General features: G+C 70.2%; 19 protein-coding genes. 5 read left to right on the top strand and 14 right to left on the bottom strand.

What is annotated here, in order from left to right; genetic code table 11:
* Positions 1–465 precede the first annotated feature (465 nt).
* The 8 genes from WMI84_RS10220 to WMI84_RS10185 are packed head-to-tail and all read right to left on the bottom strand — an operon-like array spanning position 466 to position 8,500.
* A complete protein-coding gene (locus WMI84_RS10220; RefSeq protein ID WP_347352788.1) occupies positions 466–1,671 on the bottom strand; it encodes an acyl-CoA dehydrogenase family protein in 1,206 nt (401 codons plus the stop codon).
* A 21-nt stretch (positions 1,672–1,692) separates the two neighbouring features.
* Positions 1,693–2,730 carry a phosphotransferase family protein gene (locus WMI84_RS10215; protein WP_347352786.1) on the bottom strand — a complete coding sequence of 346 codons (1,038 nt, stop codon included), beginning with the start codon at positions 2,728–2,730 and terminating at the stop codon, positions 1,693–1,695.
* Positions 2,727–3,878 carry an alcohol dehydrogenase catalytic domain-containing protein gene (locus tag WMI84_RS10210; protein ID WP_347352794.1) on the bottom strand — a complete coding sequence of 384 codons (1,152 nt, stop codon included), beginning with the start codon at positions 3,876–3,878 and terminating at the stop codon, positions 2,727–2,729. The genes WMI84_RS10215 and WMI84_RS10210 overlap by 4 nt, the downstream gene beginning before the upstream one ends.
* Positions 3,878–5,368 carry an MFS transporter gene (locus WMI84_RS10205; RefSeq protein ID WP_347352785.1) on the bottom strand — a complete coding sequence of 497 codons (1,491 nt, stop codon included), beginning with the start codon at positions 5,366–5,368 and terminating at the stop codon, positions 3,878–3,880. Before WMI84_RS10205 ends, WMI84_RS10210 begins: the two co-directional genes overlap by 1 nt.
* A gap of 25 nt (positions 5,369–5,393) precedes the next feature.
* A complete protein-coding gene (locus WMI84_RS10200) occupies positions 5,394–6,389 on the bottom strand; it encodes a transketolase C-terminal domain-containing protein (RefSeq protein ID WP_347352792.1) in 996 nt (331 codons plus the stop codon).
* Positions 6,277–7,425, bottom strand: a complete 1,149-nt coding sequence (locus WMI84_RS10195; protein ID WP_347352783.1) for a thiamine pyrophosphate-dependent dehydrogenase E1 component subunit alpha — start codon at positions 7,423–7,425, stop codon at positions 6,277–6,279. Before WMI84_RS10195 ends, WMI84_RS10200 begins: the two co-directional genes overlap by 113 nt.
* Positions 7,422–8,201, bottom strand: coding sequence for a 2-oxo acid dehydrogenase subunit E2 (locus WMI84_RS10190; RefSeq protein WP_347352781.1), 780 nt, complete (start codon positions 8,199–8,201; stop codon positions 7,422–7,424). Before WMI84_RS10190 ends, WMI84_RS10195 begins: the two co-directional genes overlap by 4 nt.
* Before the next feature lie 8 nt (positions 8,202–8,209).
* Positions 8,210–8,500, bottom strand: coding sequence for a biotin/lipoyl-containing protein (locus WMI84_RS10185; protein WP_347352779.1), 291 nt, complete (start codon positions 8,498–8,500; stop codon positions 8,210–8,212).
* A 184-nt stretch (positions 8,501–8,684) separates the two neighbouring features.
* Here WMI84_RS10185 and WMI84_RS10180 point away from each other — a divergent pair, with 184 nt between their 5' ends.
* The gene (locus tag WMI84_RS10180) at positions 8,685–9,347 is read left to right on the top strand and encodes a TetR family transcriptional regulator (protein WP_347352777.1); all 663 of its coding nucleotides are present in this window, start codon (positions 8,685–8,687) and stop codon (positions 9,345–9,347) included.
* A gap of 1,245 nt (positions 9,348–10,592) precedes the next feature.
* Here WMI84_RS10180 and WMI84_RS10175 read toward each other — a convergent pair.
* The 3 genes from WMI84_RS10175 to WMI84_RS10165 all read right to left on the bottom strand — a co-directional run bounded on the left by WMI84_RS10175 (position 10,593) and on the right by WMI84_RS10165 (position 11,791).
* Positions 10,593–11,093 carry a GNAT family N-acetyltransferase gene (locus WMI84_RS10175; RefSeq protein WP_347352775.1) on the bottom strand — a complete coding sequence of 167 codons (501 nt, stop codon included), beginning with the start codon at positions 11,091–11,093 and terminating at the stop codon, positions 10,593–10,595.
* Positions 11,090–11,365 carry a DUF1778 domain-containing protein gene (locus WMI84_RS10170; protein WP_347352773.1) on the bottom strand — a complete coding sequence of 92 codons (276 nt, stop codon included), beginning with the start codon at positions 11,363–11,365 and terminating at the stop codon, positions 11,090–11,092. The genes WMI84_RS10175 and WMI84_RS10170 overlap by 4 nt, the downstream gene beginning before the upstream one ends.
* A gap of 150 nt (positions 11,366–11,515) precedes the next feature.
* Complete coding sequence (locus tag WMI84_RS10165) at positions 11,516–11,791, bottom strand: hypothetical protein (RefSeq protein WP_347352771.1); 276 nt, start codon at positions 11,789–11,791, stop codon at positions 11,516–11,518.
* 505 nt (positions 11,792–12,296) lie between these two features.
* Here WMI84_RS10165 and WMI84_RS10160 point away from each other — a divergent pair.
* The 4 genes from WMI84_RS10160 (at position 12,297) to WMI84_RS10145 (ending at position 14,775) form a co-directional block, all read left to right on the top strand.
* A complete protein-coding gene (locus tag WMI84_RS10160; RefSeq protein WP_347352769.1) occupies positions 12,297–12,545 on the top strand; it encodes a hypothetical protein in 249 nt (82 codons plus the stop codon).
* Between the two features lie 127 nt (positions 12,546–12,672).
* Positions 12,673–13,092, top strand: a complete 420-nt coding sequence (locus WMI84_RS10155) for a PIN domain-containing protein (protein WP_347352767.1) — start codon at positions 12,673–12,675, stop codon at positions 13,090–13,092.
* 94 nt (positions 13,093–13,186) lie between these two features.
* Positions 13,187–13,378, top strand: a complete 192-nt coding sequence (locus WMI84_RS10150) for a hypothetical protein (protein ID WP_347352766.1) — start codon at positions 13,187–13,189, stop codon at positions 13,376–13,378.
* Entirely contained in the window at positions 13,378–14,775 is a 1,398-nt protein-coding gene (locus WMI84_RS10145; protein WP_347352764.1) for an FAD-dependent oxidoreductase, read from the top strand. Before WMI84_RS10150 ends, WMI84_RS10145 begins: the two co-directional genes overlap by 1 nt.
* 110 nt (positions 14,776–14,885) lie before the next feature.
* Here the strand turns inward: WMI84_RS10145 and WMI84_RS10140 are convergent, their stop codons facing one another.
* From WMI84_RS10140 to WMI84_RS10130, 3 genes are read right to left on the bottom strand one after another with little or no spacing between them, the layout of a single operon-like run.
* Complete coding sequence (locus tag WMI84_RS10140; protein ID WP_347352762.1) at positions 14,886–15,794, bottom strand: ribokinase; 909 nt, start codon at positions 15,792–15,794, stop codon at positions 14,886–14,888.
* A complete protein-coding gene (locus tag WMI84_RS10135; protein WP_347352790.1) occupies positions 15,791–17,197 on the bottom strand; it encodes an MFS transporter in 1,407 nt (468 codons plus the stop codon). Before WMI84_RS10135 ends, WMI84_RS10140 begins: the two co-directional genes overlap by 4 nt.
* 44 nt (positions 17,198–17,241) lie before the next feature.
* Positions 17,242–18,189, bottom strand: coding sequence for a nucleoside hydrolase (locus WMI84_RS10130; protein WP_347352760.1), 948 nt, complete (start codon positions 18,187–18,189; stop codon positions 17,242–17,244).
* Between the last annotated feature and the right edge of the window lie 345 nt (positions 18,190–18,534).

Raw genomic sequence — 18,534 nt, 5'->3', positions numbered from 1 at the left:
TCTTGTAAACAGGTGGTTAGGGGTTCGAGTCCCCTCGCCAGCTCGAAAACCGCTGGCACACAAGGGGATTGGTGCAACGGGCCTTCCGGTTAGCAATCTGTTTGGAAAACAGGAGGCGGCGACGTGGCCGAAACCGGGGATGACCTGCGCAAATGTGACTCCCGGCGGAGCGTTGCGGGGCATCTGGTGTCCGTTTCCGCTGAACATAGCCGAGATCGAACTGTCCTGCGTACCAAGCAATGCCTCGGCCGGCGCATCCCCGACCTGCAGCTGCTCAACACCGAGCTCGCCGCCTGGACCCGGGCCACCAACGCCGACGAGCGCCAAGTCGACTGGAGGTTCACCACCAGCGAGGCCGCATCAAACTCCGGCTATACCCAGCCCTTTAGAAGCGACGGCCTCCCAGGGCGGGTGTGTCATCCGGTGGGCGTGGTCCCCGCCGCGAGGATGATGGCATCGATGCGGTTACCCCACGTAGGCGTGCTGTCGTCGCAGCTCCTGCCGGGCGATGGATCGCAGGTGTACGGCGTCCGGCCCGTCGGCGACGCGCAGGGCCCGTGCCCAGGTGTGGAAGTAGGCAAGCGGGGTGTCGTCGCTGAGACCTTGAGCGCCGAACACCTCGATCGCGCGGCTGATGACGCGTTCGGCGACGCGTGGGGCGACGATCTTGATGGCCGCGACCTCGGTTCTTGCCTGCTTGGCGCCGACCGTGTCGATCAGGGCCGCAGTCTGGAGCACGAGGAGACGTGCTTGGTCGATGTCGATGCGGGACTCTGCGAGGAAGTCCTGGGTGCGCCCGTAGTCGGAGAGGCGGTGGCCGAAGGCGACTCTGGTCTTGGCGCGGTCGGCCATGAGAGCGAGTGCACGCTCGGCCATGCCGATGCAGCGCATCGCGTGGTGGACTCGTCCGGGGCCCAGCCTAGCCTGCGCCATGGCGAACCCGTCGCCTTCTGCACCAAGGAGGTTCGAGGCCGGCACTCTGGCATTGCGGAAGGTGATCTCGGAATGCCCGTGCTGGTCCTGGTAGCCATACATCGGGATGTGGCGTTCGACGGTCACCCCCGGCGTGTCCATGGGTACCAAGATCATCGACTGCTGTCGGTATGGCGCCTCGTCCGTGTCGGTCTTCCCCATCACGATCATGATCTGGCACCGCTCGTCGGCGGCACCGCTGATCCACCACTTGCGGCCGTTGATCACGTAGGAGTCCCCGTCGCGGCGGATGGAGGTTGCGATGTTGGTCGCGTCTGACGAGGCGACATCAGGCTCGGTCATCGCGAACGCGGATCGGATCTCGCCTGCTAGCAAGGGGTCGAGCCACTGCCGCTTCTGTTCGGTGCTGCCGAACAGGTGCAGCAGCTCCATGTTGCCGCTGTCTGGAGCCTGACCGTTGATGGCTTCGGGCGCCAGCACCGGTGACCAGCCACTGATCTCGGCGATGTGGGCGTAGTCCAGGGTGGTCAGGCCACTGATGTGTGGGAGGAAGGTGTTCCAGAGGCCGGCGGCTCGGGCGGCCTGTTTCAGGTCCTCGATCATGGGTGGATAGGTGTGGGCGCCGTGCTGCGTACGGAACGCCGCCACGAGCGCCTCGGCCGGTAACACCTTTCGTCGCATGAGGTCCCACATCGCAGCCTGCAATTCGAGTCCGCGCCCGCTGGGAGTGAGGTCCATCCTGTGCTCCTTGTATTCGGGTCAGTTGTGCGCCGACAGGATCGTCAGTCCTGCGGTTGCCAGGCGCTCGGTCTCCGTCGCGAGGTCACCGAAGTCCTGCCCGGCCATCGCTCCGGATGCGACCCGTCGGGCGATGCCCTGGGCGATCACGGCGAGCTTGAACCGGGCCAGGCCCTCGTAGAAGGCGATGTCCGACAGGTCGAGCCCGGTGCGGGCGGCGTACCGTTCGCGGACGAAGTCGCGGCCCGGGAAGCCGGCTGTCGCGGTGATGTGTGGGGTCAGCAGTGGCGGCGGGTCGTGCGGTTCGGTCCAGTACAGGAGCAGCAGGCCGAGGTCCGTGAGGGGGTCGCCGAGGGTGGCCATCTCCCAGTCGAGGACGGCCCGCACCCGGCCGGGGTGATCCGGGTCGAGCACGACGTTGTCCAGGCGGTAGTCGCCGTGGACGAGGCTGTGGCGTGCGGTCGCCGGGACCTGCCGCGCAAGCCTGCGGGAGAGCTCCTCGACGGCTGGCACGTCCGCGTCTTTGGAGCGCTCCCACTGGCGTTGCCAGCGAGTGACCTGCCGCGCGAGGAACCCGTCCGGGTTGCCGAAGTCTGCAATCCGTGCGGCGTCGACATCGACCGCGTGGATGTCTGCGAGCGTGTCGATCAGCGCTGCCGCCAGTCGTTCCCGTTCGGCGCGGCTCGTGGCGTATCCCTCGGGGATGGTGTCGCGGATAATGTGACCGGTGACGTCCTGCATGACGTAGAAGGGCGCCCCGATCACGTGCCCGGTGGGCTCGGAAAGGACGACGGCGGGGACGGGGACGGCTGTCGCGGCCAGCGCCTGTTGGATGCGAGCTTCGCGGCTCATGTCGTGCGCTCTGGGCAGCAGCTCACCCGAGGGTGGGCGGCGCATGATGAGCGTCCCGGCAGGCGAGGAGAGCCGGTAGGTCAGGTTGGACTTTCCGCCCGCGATCAGCTCGGCTCGCGGGCGAGCCCATGCCGGGCTCCCCGTCGCGGCGACCAGTGCCGGACCGAGCCGGTCGATCCGCACGAGGTCGTCGGTGCTTGTGCTCATGCTGTGCTCCTGGCGAAGACATCGAGGGACTTCAGGTCGGCAGGGCTGCCGATCTTGGGGTGGCGCTCGCTCGGTACGACGACGACCTTGAGGTGCTCGACCGCCGAAGGGTTGCCGGGCCGGAGGGCCTCGAAGAGATCCGGGACGCCGTCGAGGCCGCACCATCCGGTTACCAGGGTCCGGCCGTCGATCCTGCCGTCCCGGAGGCGATCCAGGGTCGCGACGAGCTCAGCCCGGTAGTCCTGCCCCGGGCCGGGCCCGCCGCAGAACTCGATGGTGAGGTTCTTGTAGATGCCCAGCACCGGCCGGACGGTCTCTTCGAGCATGCCGGTACCCACGACGACGATCCGGGTGAACATCGGGGCGCGGGCCATGAGCCGGCCGAGCAGCCCGTGGGCGCCGGACGCCTCAAAGACCACGGGTGGCTCCGCGGCTCCGGCGGCGCGCCAGGCCGCGAACGGGTCCTGGTCGTCGCCCGGGTCGATGACCACGTGGGCACCCATCCGCCGGGCGAGCTCGCGCCTGGTGGATGAGGGATCGGAGGCGATGATGGGGTGGATGCCGCGCTCGCGCAGGGTGGCGATGACGCCCAGCCCGACCGTGCCGCACCCGGTGACGATGGTGCTGGCCGGCGGCGTGATTCGGGACCGGACGACCGCTGACGTGCCCGTCGTCAGCGGCTCGGTGAGAACCGCGACCCACGGCGGGACATCCGGTGGGACCGGGATCTGCCCGGCGGCCTGGACGACCACCGTCTCGGACAGGGCTCCCGGGTATGCCGTGCTGTAGCCGACGGTCCGTGTCTGGCCGTCGGCGTCGACGGCGTACGGCAGCCCGACCACCATGTCGCCGACGGCGTATCCGTCGACCCCGGGGCCGACCTGCTCGACCAGCCCGACGAACTCGTGCCCGAGCACGAGGTCGCGGTCCGGGTCGAACAGGTAGGTCGTCATGCCGGCGTCGCGTGAGGCCTGCAGGAACTGCTCGGTGTGCTGCCAAGCGGACAGGTCCGATCCACAGACCCCGACGGTGACCGGTCGGAGCGCGAGCTGACCGGGCCCGGGGTCGGGCCGGGGCACTTGCTTCAGGCGAAGGGTTCCGTCGCGCAGCGCGACTGCGTCCATGAGCGGGCTGGTGGGTGGTCGCATCACGCCTCCACTGACATCGGACGCCGGCCGTGGCGCATCGCAAGGGTCGCGAGGACGGCAAGGACCGAGGCGGCCGCGGACAGCCAGTAGATCGTCGTGAACCCCTGCTCGGCGTAGATGGGTGAGCCTTGGATGAGCTGGAGGATCTGAAGGCTCAGGACCGCGAAGGTCACCTGGACCGCGATGGTCGAGCCGAGGCTGCCGACGACGCCGACGGTGGTGGCGCTGACCGCCTGCTGCTCGGGTGGGACCGCGGCGATGACCAGGTTCGGGATCGCGGCGCTGACCAGGCCGCCTCCGAAGGCGTAGACCACATAGCCGACCAGGACCTGCCCATAGGTGTCGTGTGTCAGGGCGAGCAGGCCCGAGCCGAGGGCCATGAGTGCGAAGCCGACCAGGTTGGGGATGCGGGCACCGACACGTTCGGCGAGCCACCCGACCAGGAAGCCCATCGCGACCGAGGCGAGTCCGGCCAGGCTGGTGATCCCGGCCATCTGTTCGGCGTTCATGCCCAGCCCGTAGGTCTGGCCGAGCTCGCGGGGCACCTGGACGAGGTAGGCCAGCAGGACGAACTGGACCGTGATGACCGCTTGGGCGACGAGGTTGGTGATCATGGTCAGGCCCAACGCGCGGCTCTTGACGACCTTGAGGTCGATCAGTGGCACCGCGACCTTTCCCTCGCGGACCGCCCACAGGGCGAGCACGGCGAGGCCGAGGAGGAACCCGACGATCGTCTTGCCTGAGGTCCAGCCCCAGGCCCCGCCCTCGCCCAGGACGAACAGCAGGACACCGAACGCCGCGCCGAGGATCAGGGCGCTGACGTAGTTGATCCGTTCGTGGACCCGCACGGGGGTCTCGGGGACAATGAAGGCGATCGCGATGCCAACGATCACCGGCAGGGCCAGCAGGAAGACGAAGACCCCACGGTAGCCGTGGTGGTCGAGCAGGTAGCCGGCGATGTATGGGCCGATGATCCCGGTGACGCCGATCCCGGCGGTGGCCAGGCTCACGCCAAGGGCCATCATCTTGGGGGGCAGGATGTCACGCATCAGCGAGTAGGTGATCGCGACGATGCCGAGGCCGAGGCCCTCGACGGTGCGGCCGATCAGGAGGATGGGGTAGGTCGGCGCGAGGAGCACGGTCAACGAGCCGAGCGCCATGAGGCCGGCGCTGATCAGCAGCCAGGTCTTCTTGCCGTGCTTGTCGGCGAGCTTGCCGAACAGGGGCGCGCTGACGGCTCCCATCAGGGAGAAGGCGGTGGAGACCCAGGCGATCTGGGTCGTGCCGAACGCTTGGGCGATGTGCGGCAGGGCTGGGGTGACGAGGTTGAACGCGTAGGCGACCTCCTCGGAGAGGACGACCAGGACGAAGATGACCAGGATCCAGTAGCGGGTGGAGCGTCCGGGTCGGACCGGGGAGTCGCCATGCGCGTGGACGTCGACTGGCCGCTGGGCGTCGCCGGTGTCGCGTGTGGTCTCGGACAGGTTCATCGGTGAACCCTTCTGGCTGGGGCCGCTAGGCGCGGCGGGTCGGGAGCGGGGGTGTGCCGCCGGGGTCAGGCGGGCGCTGGAGCCGGGCCGGGCGGCTGGTGAGGGCGTGCAGGGCCTCGAGGACCTGCTCGACCGAGGGGACGCAGTACTTCTCGAGGTGGGCGTTCTGTGGGATGTGGGTGTCTGCTCCGCAGACCCGGGCCACGGGTGCCTTCAGGGAGTCGAACAGGTTCTCGTTGATACGCGCGGAGATCTCCGCGCCGACCCCGCCGGTGCGCGGCGCCTCGTGGACGACGAGGGCGCGTCCGGTCCGGGCGACGGCCGAGAGCACCAGGTCCCAGTCCAGCGGGGCGATCGAGCGCAGGTCGATGACCTCCACATCGATGCCCGCCTCGGCGGCCCGGTCGGCGGCCTGCAGGACGACCGGGACGCTGCCGCTGTAGGTGATGACGGTGACCTGGCTGCCCTCACGTCGGACCGTGCCCTTGCCCAGGGGAAGCACGAAGCCCTCGCTGACCGGTACCGCACCGCGCTGGAAGAACATGCCCTTGTTCGGCATGAAGATCACCGGGTCCGGGTCGCGGATCGCGGCCTTGAGCAGGCCCTTGACGTCGGCCGGGGTGGCCGGGGTGACGGCCTTCAGGCCGGGTGTGTGCAGCAGGTGGGCCTCGATGCTGGAGTTGTGCTCGGCGCCGGACCCGCCGAGGATGCCGGTGCCGGCGATGACCGTCACGGGCAGCTCGTTGGGTTGCCCGCCGTGCATGAAGCGCCATTTGGCCAGCTTGTTGAAGACCTCGTCACCTGCGATGAACAGGAAGTCGGAGAAGGTGATGTCGACAACCGGGACGGCACCGCCGATCGCGGCGCCGCAGGCCCCGCCGATCATGAACGTCTCGACGACCGCCGTGTCACGCACCCGGTTCTCGGTGAAGTGGTCGATCAGCCCGCGGGAAAGGCCGAACTGGCCGCCGAGGGTGGTCAGGTCCTGGCCCATCGCGAAGACTCGGGGGTCGCGGCGCATCTCCTCCTCGATGGCCAGGCCGATGGCCTGCTGGTAGCGAAGCATCTTGGTCTGGCTCATCGTGACTCCTCCGCATACAGGTGTGGAAGATGGTGTCCGCGCCAGGGACCGGGCCATCGAGGGCCTCCTGGGCGCTGGCCTCCAGCTCGGCGAGGGCGCGCCGGCTGATTGCCTCGCGGGCTTCCTGCTCGAGGTGGCTGCCCAGGACCTCGATGGGGTCGCGGTAGTCGGCGAGCTCGTCTGCCGGCCGGTACTTGCCGACGTCGCCGAAGTAGTGCCCGCCGAGCCGGTAGGTGCGCGTCTCGACCAGGTACGGGCCGTGCCCGGCGACGATATGCTCGCGGGCCGTGGCGACGGCATCGCGCACGGCGAGCGCGTCCTGGCCGTCGACGGTGACGCCGGGAATACCGTATGCCGCCGCGCGTTCGGCCACCGTGGCCGTGCCCGAGGTGCGGGCGAACGAGGTGCTGACGGACCAGCCGTTGTTCTCGCACAGGTAGAGCAGCGGCAGCTTCCAGGCGACGGCCTGGATCAGGGTCTCGTGGAAGGTGCCGCGGGCGCTGGTGCCGTCGCCGAAGCCGGCCACGACGATGCCCGGGTTGCCGAGGACCTGCTTGGCCAGGGCCAGTCCGCCGCCGAGGACGTGGGCGGTGCCCAGGGTGCCGCCGGAGCCCATCAGTCCGAGCGAGTGGTCCACCCAGTGCGGGGACCCGCCGCCCTTGCCTCTGGTGCTGCCGTTGGTGCGGCCGAGCAGGTCGGCGATCACGAGTGTGGGGGACATGCCTCGCGCGATCGGCCAGATGGCCCCGCGGTGGTACCACATGATCTGGTCCTCCGGGGCGAGGGCCCACATGACCCCGATCCCTGAGCCTTCCTGACCGCGCCCCGGGTGCCACCAGCCCTGGAAGGTCCGGTCGGCCGTCCAGCGTTCGAACAGGTCCTCGATGCCTCGGGCGATGACCATCCGGTGGAACATCGTCTCGAGCGTCGGCCGGCGCGCCGAGCCGTGGGTCGTTGATGTCGAGGTCTGGGTCATGAGGTCCTCCGATCTGGTTGGGCTGCGCGGTGGTACTCGGCGGCATCCGTGGTCTCGATGTGGTCGCGCAGGGCCACGAGGTAGCGGATCGCGTCCGCGCCGTCGATGGCGCGGTGGTCGAAGGTCAGGGACGGTGAGATCGTCGAGCGGATCTCGACCCGCTCGTCCTGGCCCGTACCGACGACGATGGGTTGGCGCACGATCCCGGGCAGCCCGAGGAGGGCGACCTGTGGGACGTTGAGCAGCGCCTCGGCACGGATAGCCGGGCCGACGGCTCCAGGGTTGCTGATCGTGAACGTGCCGCCCTCGAGGTCGGCGAGCGACAGCCCACGGCCCCGGGCCCTGTCGGCCACGGCAGCGAACGCCGCGGTCAGCTCGGCTGCATTCAGCGTCTCAGCCCGACGAATGACCGGCGCCACGACACCCTTGGGAGTGTCGACCGCGATCGCGAGGTTGACCGGCTCCCAGGCCAGCAGGGCCTGCTCGCTCCATGACGCGTTCAGGGCCGGGAAGGCATCGAGCGCCCGCACGGCGTTCCACGCGATCAGCGCCAGCACGGAGGGGCGACCCGCTGCGCCGCCGTTGTGGCCCCAGTCGGCACGCACCGACATCAGCTGGGACAGGTCGACGCGCACATCCGCGGTCAGCGTCGGGACCTGGGCGGCCAGGGTCATGGACCTGGCGACGGCCCGGCGACGCGGGGTGTGGCGGTGTGTCACGCAGGGGATGGACTCGTACGCCTCGGGCAGCGACGGAACCTCGACAGGGGTCGACATGACGCTGTTCAGCCCTGACGGGCCGCGACCGCGGCGGTGACCGCGTCATCGGGTGCGTCGACGGGGGCGATCAGGCAGACGCTCGTCCCGACAGGAACCTCGTCGCCCTCCTCGACGAGCAGGGCCACCACCCGTCCGGCGCGTTCGGTGACCAGCTCGGTGTCGACCTTCTCGGTGCTGATCTCGGCCACCAGGTCACCCTTCTCGAGCGTGTCGCCGACGGCGACGAGCCAGACGGTGATGACGACGTTCTCGACCGATCCGCTCGCGGGGATCGTGACCTCGTACAGCTCGGTCATGTCCGGGACCCTCCTTGGTCTGGTCTTCATGGTGAGGACTACGGTAGAATGAATCAAGTGATTCAGTCAAGTAGTTGATTCGCATGATTGAATCAGACGGATCGAGCGAGCCTAGGATCGTCGCCCAGGACCAGGACCCGGTCTCCAGACCCGCCCGTCACCCATTCCGATCGAGGAGGCACGCATGGCTCGTCGTCCCGACGTCAACGGCCGAGAGCTCATCCTGAAGGCTGCGCTGAGGCTGTTCTCACGCGAGGGACCCGATGCGGTCTCGATCCGCGCGGTCAACCGGGAGGCAGGCCTGGGTCCGGCCTCGGTGCACTACCACTTCGGCACTAAGGACGCGCTCGTCGACGCCCTCATCGAGCGGCACGCGGTGACGGTCGTCGAAGACGTCCTCGAGCGGTCCCGCACCCTGCAGCACGGCGAGATCACCCCTCGGGCTGTGATCGAGGCGCTTGCGATCCCCTACTGGACGCTGCTGGCCACCGACGCGGAGGGGTGGGAATGGATCCGGCTCATCGGATGGCTGATGAGCAGCCAGCCCGAACGAGTGCAAGAACCGGAGGTCGATGCCCTGGTAGCGCAGGCCGTCCTGCGGTGCTTCCCAGACGCCAACCCTGCCGAGGTCGACCAAACGCTCCAGATGGCGTTCCAGCTGCTCATCTCACATCTCACCAGCCGCCCCCACCACGGGCGGCGACTCGGCAACTTCCAGGATGACGCCGCGTTCACGCGCCTCCTCGCCTTCCTCAGTGGGGGGTTGCGTGAGACTTTGCAGCCGTCCGGACCATGTCGAGAGAACCCGACCTCCACCATGGCCCTCCAAGGCTCCACACCGGGGTGAGCCGAGCCGACCAGCCGTCGTGATCTTCACGCCCGGATCATCGGCGAGGGGTCTGCGCCGACGGTCCGGACGGTCCCGGCACCGCCACAGGCGCGAGCGCGTGAGCTCAACCATGCAGCACAGTGCTGATCCGGATGGTTTCAGCCTTGCGTTGGCCGAAGCCGGCCATGATGGCCGCTTCGACCTCAACAATCGGACGGGCGGGACCTCCGCGAAGACCGAGCCGACCGATGTCGGATCGAACGGGTGGTCGAACGCCCCGTAGATGTCGGCGAGAGCCTGCGCCACCCGCTCCTGGTCATCGAGAACGATCAGGGCACTGAACAGCCAGGCACCGCGAACGACACGCCGTGAGGTTCCGACGAGCTTCGCGGCCCCTCCGACATTGATCGAGTGCGCCCTGGGCAGTACTCGCCAGGCACAGCCCCTATCTGGGCCTCGATGCCCAAGGCCCAAACGCTGCGACCAGAAGCGCGCCGTAGGTCTCGAAGCGAGCAAGGGGGTCGTCGTCGGCTCTCGACCGATGTTGGACAATGTCCACCACCAATGCCCTCGGCGTGTACGCCACGGCCCGGCCACCGGTGACCCGCACGGCAGGCTGGAAACCGGCGCGTCACACCCCCTCGACGGCCGCCCGGTAGCCAGGCAGGCGAACCTCGCGACGTCCGATGACCGCCATCGGCCCTCTCGGCCGATAAACGCGAAGAGCGTGCTCGACACACCCTTCAGCCCCTCGCGCAGCAATGCGTCGGCCATCGCCCAGTCGACAACCGGATCATCATCATGGACCAGCTGGGCCACGAGAGCCTGGACCGGGAGGATGAACGCATCGCCGCCGTTACCGTCTGCAATCGCGGGCTGACCTCCTCCGGACGGGCGCCACCTGGAGCGCTGACGAGAAGCACCCCCCAGACGCCTGACCCGACCGGCCGAATCCCTGTCAGCCACTGAGGCTAGCTGGTGCCGCCCCGCCATCCAAGATGGACACACCTCCACGTGACTGCGGGCCACCTGCCGCGCCCGCCGACGTCGACATCGTTGGCTGGCGGAAGGACTGCACCCACAGGTCACCAGGTTGCCGGCGCCGCCGTTCGTGCATCAACCGGCCCGAAGGTGACCCGCCTGGCCCACGTGGGCTCTTCCACGATCGGAAGCATCTGGCTATCCGGCTCCCCCGAAAGGGAGCGGCCGGACCGGCTCGCATCCGTGAAGACCCAAGCCAAGTCTGGGCCCGAACCCGAGGTCTCAGCGGCCGGCTGCGGAACGGGCGTCCTTGATCAGGAGTACCAGGTGCAACGGGTCTGTCGGCGAGGGGTCGAAGTCGAAGTGGGCGTAGAACGCGCGAGCGGTGTCGTTGAGGGCGTGGACCAGCAGCGCCCTCACGCCGACGATCTCGGAAGCCCGGATCGAGCGGAGGATGGCGTCGCGCAACAGGTTCTTGCCCAGCCCGGAACCCTGCTCCGTCCGGTCCACCGCGAGACGAGACAGCAGAATCACCGGTACCGGATCAGGCATGTTGCGACGCACCTTCCCGGCCACGTCGCGATGCCCAACACTCGCCGAGGCGAGGGCGTAGTAGCCGACGACCCGGTCGGCACGGCAGGTGACATAGCAGCGTGAAGCGCCTTGGATGTGGTTGGCCAGTGCCCGCCTGCGCAGGTACTGATCGAGGGCGCCCTCGCCGCTGTCGAAGCCGCTGGTGTCGTCGGCCTCCCGGATCGGACGCGGCAGGCTGTATCCGCTCACTCCTCGGTGAAGACGGCGGGCTCGGTGAGCAACCTCGTCAGTCGTGGCTTGTGGCGGACGGGGCGGTCGAGCAGGGCGAGGAACTCGCTCCATGCGGCGTCGTCGAGCGAGAACATCCGTCGATCGGCCAGCACGTCGACCGCGTGGCTTACCGTCGCCGCGACGGTGAACTCGGTCAGGCTGGCGCCCTCCACCTCGGCGGCACGCCGGATGAGCTCGTCCTGGTCCGAGGACAGGCGCACGGCAATCCGAGAGTCCTTGACAACTACCATGAACCAAGTGTGTGCCTAGTAGGCGTACGAGTCAACTGAATGTGCGAAGACCCTTCCGTGACTGTTGGCCCGCGCTCGTAATCGATGGTGAGCCCCACCGGCGGACGGGTGCTCCGCAGATGGTACCTCGTCCAAGGTCGCTGGCCCTGCTCAGCCGTCGAGGTCGAGCAGCGTCGAGAGCGGGACCGGGACGCCCTCCAGGCCGCGGGCCCGCACCTGCGCGAGCGGCCGGCCCCCGGAGCGGCCCTTGCGCCGCCACGGCCCGGACGCGATGCGCTCGGACCAGGCCGACTCCCAGGTCGAGTGCGCGGTCTGACCATGCGGGATCAGCCCCGGGTACTCGCGCTGGGCCAGTGCGAACGCGGCCTGCTGGTTGAACAGCGCGTACCACCTTCCGCCCTCGCTGAGCAGGTAGCCGACCGGCACGCCCAGCGGCGGGGCAGCTCGTTCGCGTCGGTCGGCACCTGCCAGCCGAGCCGCTGGTTGACGGCGGCCGCCTCCGCGCCGTGGACCGGGTCGGTGCCCGGCATCGGCGGCCCGCCCACCCCGGACGGGACCAGGTGCCCGCGCCCGGAGGACAGCAGAGCCCGCAGCGCGGTCAGCACCCGCGCACCGGGGGTGGCGCCCTTCTGTTCGACGAAGCAGTCGCGCACCAGCGAGTACATGTCGGCGAACAGCCCGTCGTGCTCGTCGAGCTCGTCGTCCATGCCCAGGTCGGACATGACCTGGACGAGCAGCGCCAGCCCGAGCGCGAGGGAGGCCGCGGTCCCGGCGTGCCGGGTCGCGGCGGGGTCGTCGGCTGGCCGCGGCGCCGTGCCCCGTCCGCGCGCCGCCCCGGTAGGTCCCCGGAGGAGTCGCGCCGGCCCGCCGTAAGCGAAGACACCCCCCGGGCGGCTCGTGCTGGTCCGCGACGAAGCCAAGGCCTGCGGGTATGACCTGGCCCTGTTCACCACCGATCCTGCTGCCGGGCCCAGAGCAGGTCGTCGCCCGCTACGCCGACCGGTGGAGCCTGGAGACCTCCAACGCCACCGGCAAACAGGTCCTCGGCGTCGGGCAGGCCCGCAACCGGGTCGCCCGAGCGGTCGAACGTACCGTCCCGTTCGAGTTCCTGACCCAGAACCTTGTCACCTACTGGTACAGCATCACCGGTCGGTCGAAGCGGAGGCCCGCGACGCACTGACCAGCGCCCTCGAGAGTGACCCGATCACCATCGTTGACATCTTGGGCACCGACGATCGCGCCGAGATCGACTTCGAGCCAGAGCGGTTGGGCCTGACCGCCTGCTCAGCGAAGCTGTGAAGTACCTCTTGGACACGAATGTGGTGTTCGTGCTGCGCGTCCGCGGGAGCCATTCGTCGGTCGAGACGTGGGCGGCGTCGGTTCCGGTCGGGGACCAGTTCGTGGCGGCCTTCACCATCGCCGAGATCGAGCGGGGAGTGATCGCCAAGGAGCGGTCTGATGCCTGGCAGGGAGTGCCCCTGCGCCGCTGGTTCAGGGAGAATGTGCTGCCCGCGTTCGCCGGCCGCGTTCTGTCGTTCGGGCTGTCGGTGGCGCGGACCCTGGCGACGTACCGGGTTCCCGAGCACGCGCCATTCGACGACGCACCCATCGCCTCGGCTGCACACTCGGCAGGGATGACCGTCGTCACGCGGAACACCAAGCACCTCGGACCCCTCGGTGTCCGCTGTCTCGACCCCTGGGACGCGAGCCCGGCGCCCAGGCGCTGAGCCGGCTCCGGCTCGGTGCGGAGAGGGCGTGTGCCAGACGTGGTCTCCGAGGGGCTCGATCGTCAACCTCGTAGCCGCATGACACGATGCAGGCGTGGCGACCTTGGCTGTGCGGCGGATCCTGGAGGCGATCCGGTTCGTCGGGCGGGACGGCAAGACCGTGAACGCGCTGCGCGACGCCCTCTCGGTGTTCTGGGTCAGTCGCCGGACAGGCGGGTTCGTCGTCGAGGTCGAGTCCACCGGGCGGGGGACGAGCCCGGTCCGTGCCGTGCGGGAGACCCCCTGATGCCCGCGGCCTCTCCCACCGCCGGCGCGATCAGGTCACGCTCCCTGTGGCTCGACCAGCTGGGCGACCTGACCCCTCGGGAGCCGCTCGTCGGCGAGCAGGTGGCCGACGTCGTCATCGTCGGTGGCGGGCTGACCGGCATGTGGGCTGCGCTGCACCTCGCGCAGGCCCGACCGGGCCAACGCATCGTGGTTCTCGAGCGGCAGGTCGTCGGCTACGGCGCAGCCGGACGCAACGGGGGATGGTGCAGCGCCGGGATGGCCGGCAGCCCGAAGGCGTACGCCCGCACGTCGGGCTGGGAGGCGGTGCGCTCTGCCGCCCGGCTGACCGAGACGGCGGTCGACGAGATCGGCGCGACCCTGGCTGCACACGACATCAGTGCCGACTTCGTCAAGGGCGGCACGCTCGTGATCGCGGCCACCCGCCCTCAGTGGCGACGGCTGCAGGACGGCCAGGCCACGGCCGCTGTCCACGGGCTCGTCGAACCCGGCACGCGAGTGCTGAACCCCGACGGGGTCCGCGCCATCGTGCAGACCCCGAACGTCGTCGGTGGGCTGTTCACGCCGCACTGTGCCCGGATCCAGCCGGCCCGGCTCGTGCGCGGCCTGGCCGACGCGTGCGAGCGACTCGGCGTCGTGATCCACGAGGGCAGTTCGGTCGAGTCGCTCGAACCCGGAAGGGTGCGCACCGCGGCCGGCCTCGTCCGGGCGGGCACCGTGCTGCGGACCACCGAGGCGTGGAGCGAGCAGCTGGCCGGCCGCGGCGCCTCCTACCTGCCGCTCACCTCCATGATGATCGCCACGGAGCCGTTGCCCGACGCTGTCTGGAACGAGCTCGGCTGGCCTCAGGGCCTGACGATCCGGGACCGGCACCACCTGTTCTTCTACGCGCAGCGCACCGCGGACGACCGGATCGCCATCGGTGGCAGGGGGGCGCCGTACCGGCTGCGCGACCCGCTCGCCGAGTTCGGCGACCGTGACCGTCCGGTCTGGAACCGGCTGGAGCAGGCCCTGCTCGAGCACTTCCCACAGACGCGGGGTGCGTCGACCACCCACCGGTGGGGTGGGCTGCTGGCCGTCCCACGCGACTGGAGTATGTCGCTCACCTGGGACCCGGTGGAACGGGTCGGCGCCGCCGGCGGCTACTCGGGCCACGGCGTGGTCGCCGCCTATCTCGCCGGACGGGGCCTGGCCGACCTGGTCACCGGGCGACGCAGCCCCTACAGCACCGCCCCATGGGTCGGCCATCGCAGCCGCCGCTGGGAGCCCGAACCCCTGCGCTACCTGGCCGCGAACGCCATCGTGCGGGTGCTCGACGGCGCCGACCGCTTCGAGGACGCCACCGACCGGACCGCCCGCCGGGTGCGGCTGCTGTCCCCGGTGCTGCCCCCGGGATGACCCGATGGGTGGGTCGCCCGGGTGGGTCCGGGATGCCGGGAGGACGGCGTGCTCCGGGTTCTTGCCCTCGATCGAGGAGCGGGGGACCGGGTGCTGACGTATCGGCGCCCTCACCCGCCCAGGTGCGCGAACCGGCCGTAGGAGGACTGCGCCCCGGCCGCCGTCGCCGCGAGCGCGCTCACCTCGGCCGCGAAGCGGGCCGCCTCGACCAGGCTCGACCCGGCGGCGAGCCGGTGGGCCACCGCCCCGGTGAACGCGTCGCCGCAACCGGTGGTGTCGACCACGTCGACCGGCACGGCAGCGACCTCGGTGACCGGGGCCTGCGGGTCGGCGGCGTCGAGCACGACCGACCCCTCCGCGCCCAGCGTGACGATTGCGCGTTCGATACCGAGCGTGCGCAGCCCGTCCAGTGCGCCGCGCCAGCCCGGGCCGACGGACTGCCCACCCAGCAGCAGACCCGCCTCGGCCCGGTTGACCAGCAGCACGTCGGTGGCGGCGAGCAGCTCGGGCGGGACAGCGGCATACGGGGAGAGGTTGAACAGGACCTGCGCCCCGGCCTGCTGACCGACTCGCGCGGCGGCCAGGACGGTCTCGACGGGGACCTCCAGGCAGAGGCAGAGCACCGTGGCGCCGCCCAGACCGGCCCGGGTGACGGCGTCGGGCCGCAGGGCTCCGTTCGCGCCGGGGGAGACGATGATGGTGTTCTCGCCCGCTGCGTTCACCACGATCATCGCCGACCCGGTCGCGTGGTCCTCGAGCCGGCGCACGGCCGTCACGTCGACCCCGGCCGCTCGGCCGTGATGCAGCAGGACGTCGCCGTTGGCGTCGGCCCCGACGGCGCCGACCAGGTGGACGCGCGAGCCGAGGACCGCCGCGGCCACCGCCTGGTTGGAGCCCTTGCCCCCCGGCGCGGTGACCAGCTCGGAGCCGGTCAGGGTCTCGCCGGGCTCGGGGAACCGCTCGGTGCGCACCGTCAGGTCGATGTTGAGCGACCCCACGACGGCGACCGCGCCGCTCACCGCTCACCCCTGACGGACGTGGCGGGGCTCTGGTCCGCACCGTGCACCTCGGCCTCGACCGGCCGCGGGATCAGGAAGGAGGTGGCCAGTGCCAGCGCGATGAAGATCAGGCCGGCGACCAGGCCGCCGACGTAACCGCCGGACGGGCTGCCCTCCGCCGGGGTCATGGCGGTCTTGACCGCGAACAGCACCGCGAAGCTGAGCCCCGCACCGAGGTTGAAGGCGCCGGCGTTCAGGCCCGGCAGGAACCCCGGGTTCTCCGCGGGCGAGAGCACGATGCCGAGGCCGTTGAGGATGATGTTGACCGTGCCCGCGTAGGTCAGGCCGATCAGGATCGACAGCCCGAGCAGCAGCAACCGGGACCCGCTGTCGACCAGCGAGACCATCAGCCCCACGGCGACGACCGAGCCGACCATGCCGATCCGCAGCATCTTGCGGTAGCCGACGGTGGCCGCCAGCCAACCCGCGGCCGGACCCATGAGCAGCCCCGCGATGGCGTATGGCGTCAGCGTCCAGAACGCGGACTCCTCGGCCCCCATACCGAAGCCGAGCTTCGGGTCCTGGGCGAGCGCCGGGATCAGACCGTTCATCACGGCGAAGACGCCCGTCATGGTGAGGACGGTCGTCAGCAGCAGCGCCCAGGTGGCCCGGCGGCGCAGCAGGTGGGTCGCGACGAGGGGGTGGGTGCTGCGCTTCTCGACCCGCCAGAAGGTCGCGAAGGCCAGCACGGTCAGGACGAGCAGGCCCACCACGAGCGCCCAGTTGGCCGCCGCCAGCTTGCCCATCTCGTTCAGCGCGATCAGGGCCGCACCCACCGACACGACCAGCGGGAGGACGCCGACCCAGTCCATCCGCTCCTTGTGCTCCGCGGTGGACTCCGGGGCGAGCAGCGCCATCAGCAGGGTGGCGATCGCGGCGATGACGGCCATCACCCAGAAGATCGAGGCGAAGCCGTAGTTGTCGGCGAGGTGTCCGCCGGCGATCGCGTCGATCCCGGCGATGCCGCCGTTGATCGCCGTGACGACCCCCATCAGCGTCCCGTAGAGCTTCGGCTCGGTGACCTCGACCCGGAGCATGATCAGGCACAGCGGCACGACCGGGCCCGAGACGCCCTGCACGATGCGGCCGACGAACAGGACGTTGATGTTGGGCGCCAGCGCGGCGATGACGCAGCCGAGCGTCATCACCGCGAGCATCCCGGTCAGCACCTTCTTGCGGCCGATGATGTCGCCGAGCCTGGGCAGGAACAGCGAGAACAGGGCGGCCGAGGTGAAGAAGGCCGTCTGGGTCAGCCCGACCGCGGCGGCGTCGGTGTGCAGCTCGTGCTCGATCGTGGTCAGGGCCGGGCTCAGCATGCTCGCGTTGAGCTGGAAGGCCAGGCAGGCGGCCAGCAGGGCCACCATGAGCACACCGACGTTGACCCGCCGCGCGGGCGCCGGCTGCGCCGTCACAGGTCGACCTCGCCGATCCGCTCCAGCGCGTCGATGACCAGGCCCCAGAACCTCTCACGGTCGAGCTCCACGGCCACGGACGTGGTGCACTCGGGCGGAGCGGGCGACCGGAAGTCGGCGACCGTCATCCCGAGGGTGAGGGTGCCGGTGAGCTCGATGTCGACCGGGACCCGCCGGGTGGTCATGACGCTCGGGTCGATGACGTAGGCGACCGCGCACGGGTCGTGCACCGGCGGCGCGTCGAACCCCTGCGCCTGCTTGTACATCGTGCCGAAGAACTCGAGCAGCTCGACGACGAAGCCGGCCGGCCTGGTCCCCACGGCGGCGACCCGCCGGACGACGTCAGGGGTGGCCAGCGCCTGGTGGGTGAGGTCGAGGCCCACCATCAGCAGCGGCCAGCGCTCGTTGAAGACGATGTGGGCGGCCTCGGGGTCGATCTTGATGTTGAACTCGGCGACGGCACTCCAGTTGCCGGTGTGGTAGCCGCCGCCCATGAGCACGACCTGCTCGACCCGCTCGGCCAGGCGCGGCTCCTTGCGCACCGCCATGGCGATGTTGGTCAGGCCGCCGGTGGGCACCAGCGTGACCGTCTGCGGCTCGTGGCTCATGACGGTGTCGATGATCAGGTCGACGGCGTGCCGCGGGTCCAGGGCCAGGACCGGCTCGGGCAGCTCGGGGCCGTCGAGGCCGGACTCGCCGTGGATGTCGGGCGCCACCTCGACCTCGCGCACCAGCGGGCGGGCGCACCCGGCGGCGAAGGGCACCCCGGTGAGGTTCGCGATCCGGGCCACCGCCAGCGCGTTGCGGGTGACCTTCGCCAGGGTCTGGTTGCCGACGACCGTCGTGACGGCCAGCAGCTCGATCTCGGGGTTGCCGTGCGCCAGCAGCAGGGCGATCGCGTCGTCGTGCCCGGGGTCGCAGTCGAGGATGATCTTGTGGGCCATGGGGGACCTCCGCACTCGATGGGGGGTGGGGCCGGAGCCTGGGCTCACCCTAGCCCGGGGCTCCGACGTCGCCCGGGCGCCACCCGCCCGGGCGCCACCCGCCCGGGCGCCACCCGCCCGGACAGTCCGTCGCCTCAGGGGTCTCCCGTCCGCCTCAGGGGTCTCCCGTCCCGGGCCCGCGCGTGCGGCCGGTATGCCGCCCACCCGGCTGAGCGGCATACCGACGAAGGCGCGGTATCACCGCGGCGCTCCGCTCCTCCTGAACGACAAGCGGGAAGGAGCGCCGGATGAGCGTCGAGGTCGTCGTGCTGGCCGGTTACGTCGCGTGTCTGCTCGCGCTGCTGT

The organism is Intrasporangium sp., assembly GCF_039812505.1.
GTDB lineage: Bacteria > Actinomycetota > Actinomycetes > Actinomycetales > Dermatophilaceae > Intrasporangium_A.
The sequence above is the reverse complement of the archived record's forward strand: the minus strand, read 5'-3'. Positions and strand labels throughout refer to the sequence as shown.

What these genes read in the sequence shown, in the direction of transcription:
- WMI84_RS10220 (WP_347352788.1), bottom strand. Translation starts at nt 1,671, where the DNA reads ATGGACCTCACTCCCAGCGGGCGCGGACTCGAATTGCAGGCTGCGATG.
- WMI84_RS10215 (WP_347352786.1), bottom strand. Translation starts at nt 2,730, where the DNA reads ATGAGCACAAGCACCGACGACCTCGTGCGGATCGACCGGCTCGGTCCG.
- WMI84_RS10210 (WP_347352794.1), bottom strand. Translation starts at nt 3,878, where the DNA reads ATGCGACCACCCACCAGCCCGCTCATGGACGCAGTCGCGCTGCGCGAC.
- WMI84_RS10205 (WP_347352785.1), bottom strand. Translation starts at nt 5,368, where the DNA reads ATGAACCTGTCCGAGACCACACGCGACACCGGCGACGCCCAGCGGCCA.
- WMI84_RS10200 (WP_347352792.1), bottom strand. Translation starts at nt 6,389, where the DNA reads ATGCGCCGCGACCCCCGAGTCTTCGCGATGGGCCAGGACCTGACCACC.
- WMI84_RS10195 (WP_347352783.1), bottom strand. Translation starts at nt 7,425, where the DNA reads ATGACCCAGACCTCGACATCAACGACCCACGGCTCGGCGCGCCGGCCG.
- WMI84_RS10190 (WP_347352781.1), bottom strand. Translation starts at nt 8,201, where the DNA reads ATGTCGACCCCTGTCGAGGTTCCGTCGCTGCCCGAGGCGTACGAGTCC.
- WMI84_RS10185 (WP_347352779.1), bottom strand. Translation starts at nt 8,500, where the DNA reads ATGACCGAGCTGTACGAGGTCACGATCCCCGCGAGCGGATCGGTCGAG.
- WMI84_RS10180 (WP_347352777.1), top strand. Translation starts at nt 8,685, where the DNA reads ATGGCTCGTCGTCCCGACGTCAACGGCCGAGAGCTCATCCTGAAGGCT.
- WMI84_RS10170 (WP_347352773.1), bottom strand. Translation starts at nt 11,365, where the DNA reads ATGGTAGTTGTCAAGGACTCTCGGATTGCCGTGCGCCTGTCCTCGGAC.
- WMI84_RS10160 (WP_347352769.1), top strand. Translation starts at nt 12,297, where the DNA reads ATGACCTGGCCCTGTTCACCACCGATCCTGCTGCCGGGCCCAGAGCAG.
- WMI84_RS10145 (WP_347352764.1), top strand. Translation starts at nt 13,378, where the DNA reads ATGCCCGCGGCCTCTCCCACCGCCGGCGCGATCAGGTCACGCTCCCTG.
- WMI84_RS10135 (WP_347352790.1), bottom strand. Translation starts at nt 17,197, where the DNA reads ATGGTGGCCCTGCTGGCCGCCTGCCTGGCCTTCCAGCTCAACGCGAGC.
- WMI84_RS10130 (WP_347352760.1), bottom strand. Translation starts at nt 18,189, where the DNA reads ATGGCCCACAAGATCATCCTCGACTGCGACCCCGGGCACGACGACGCG.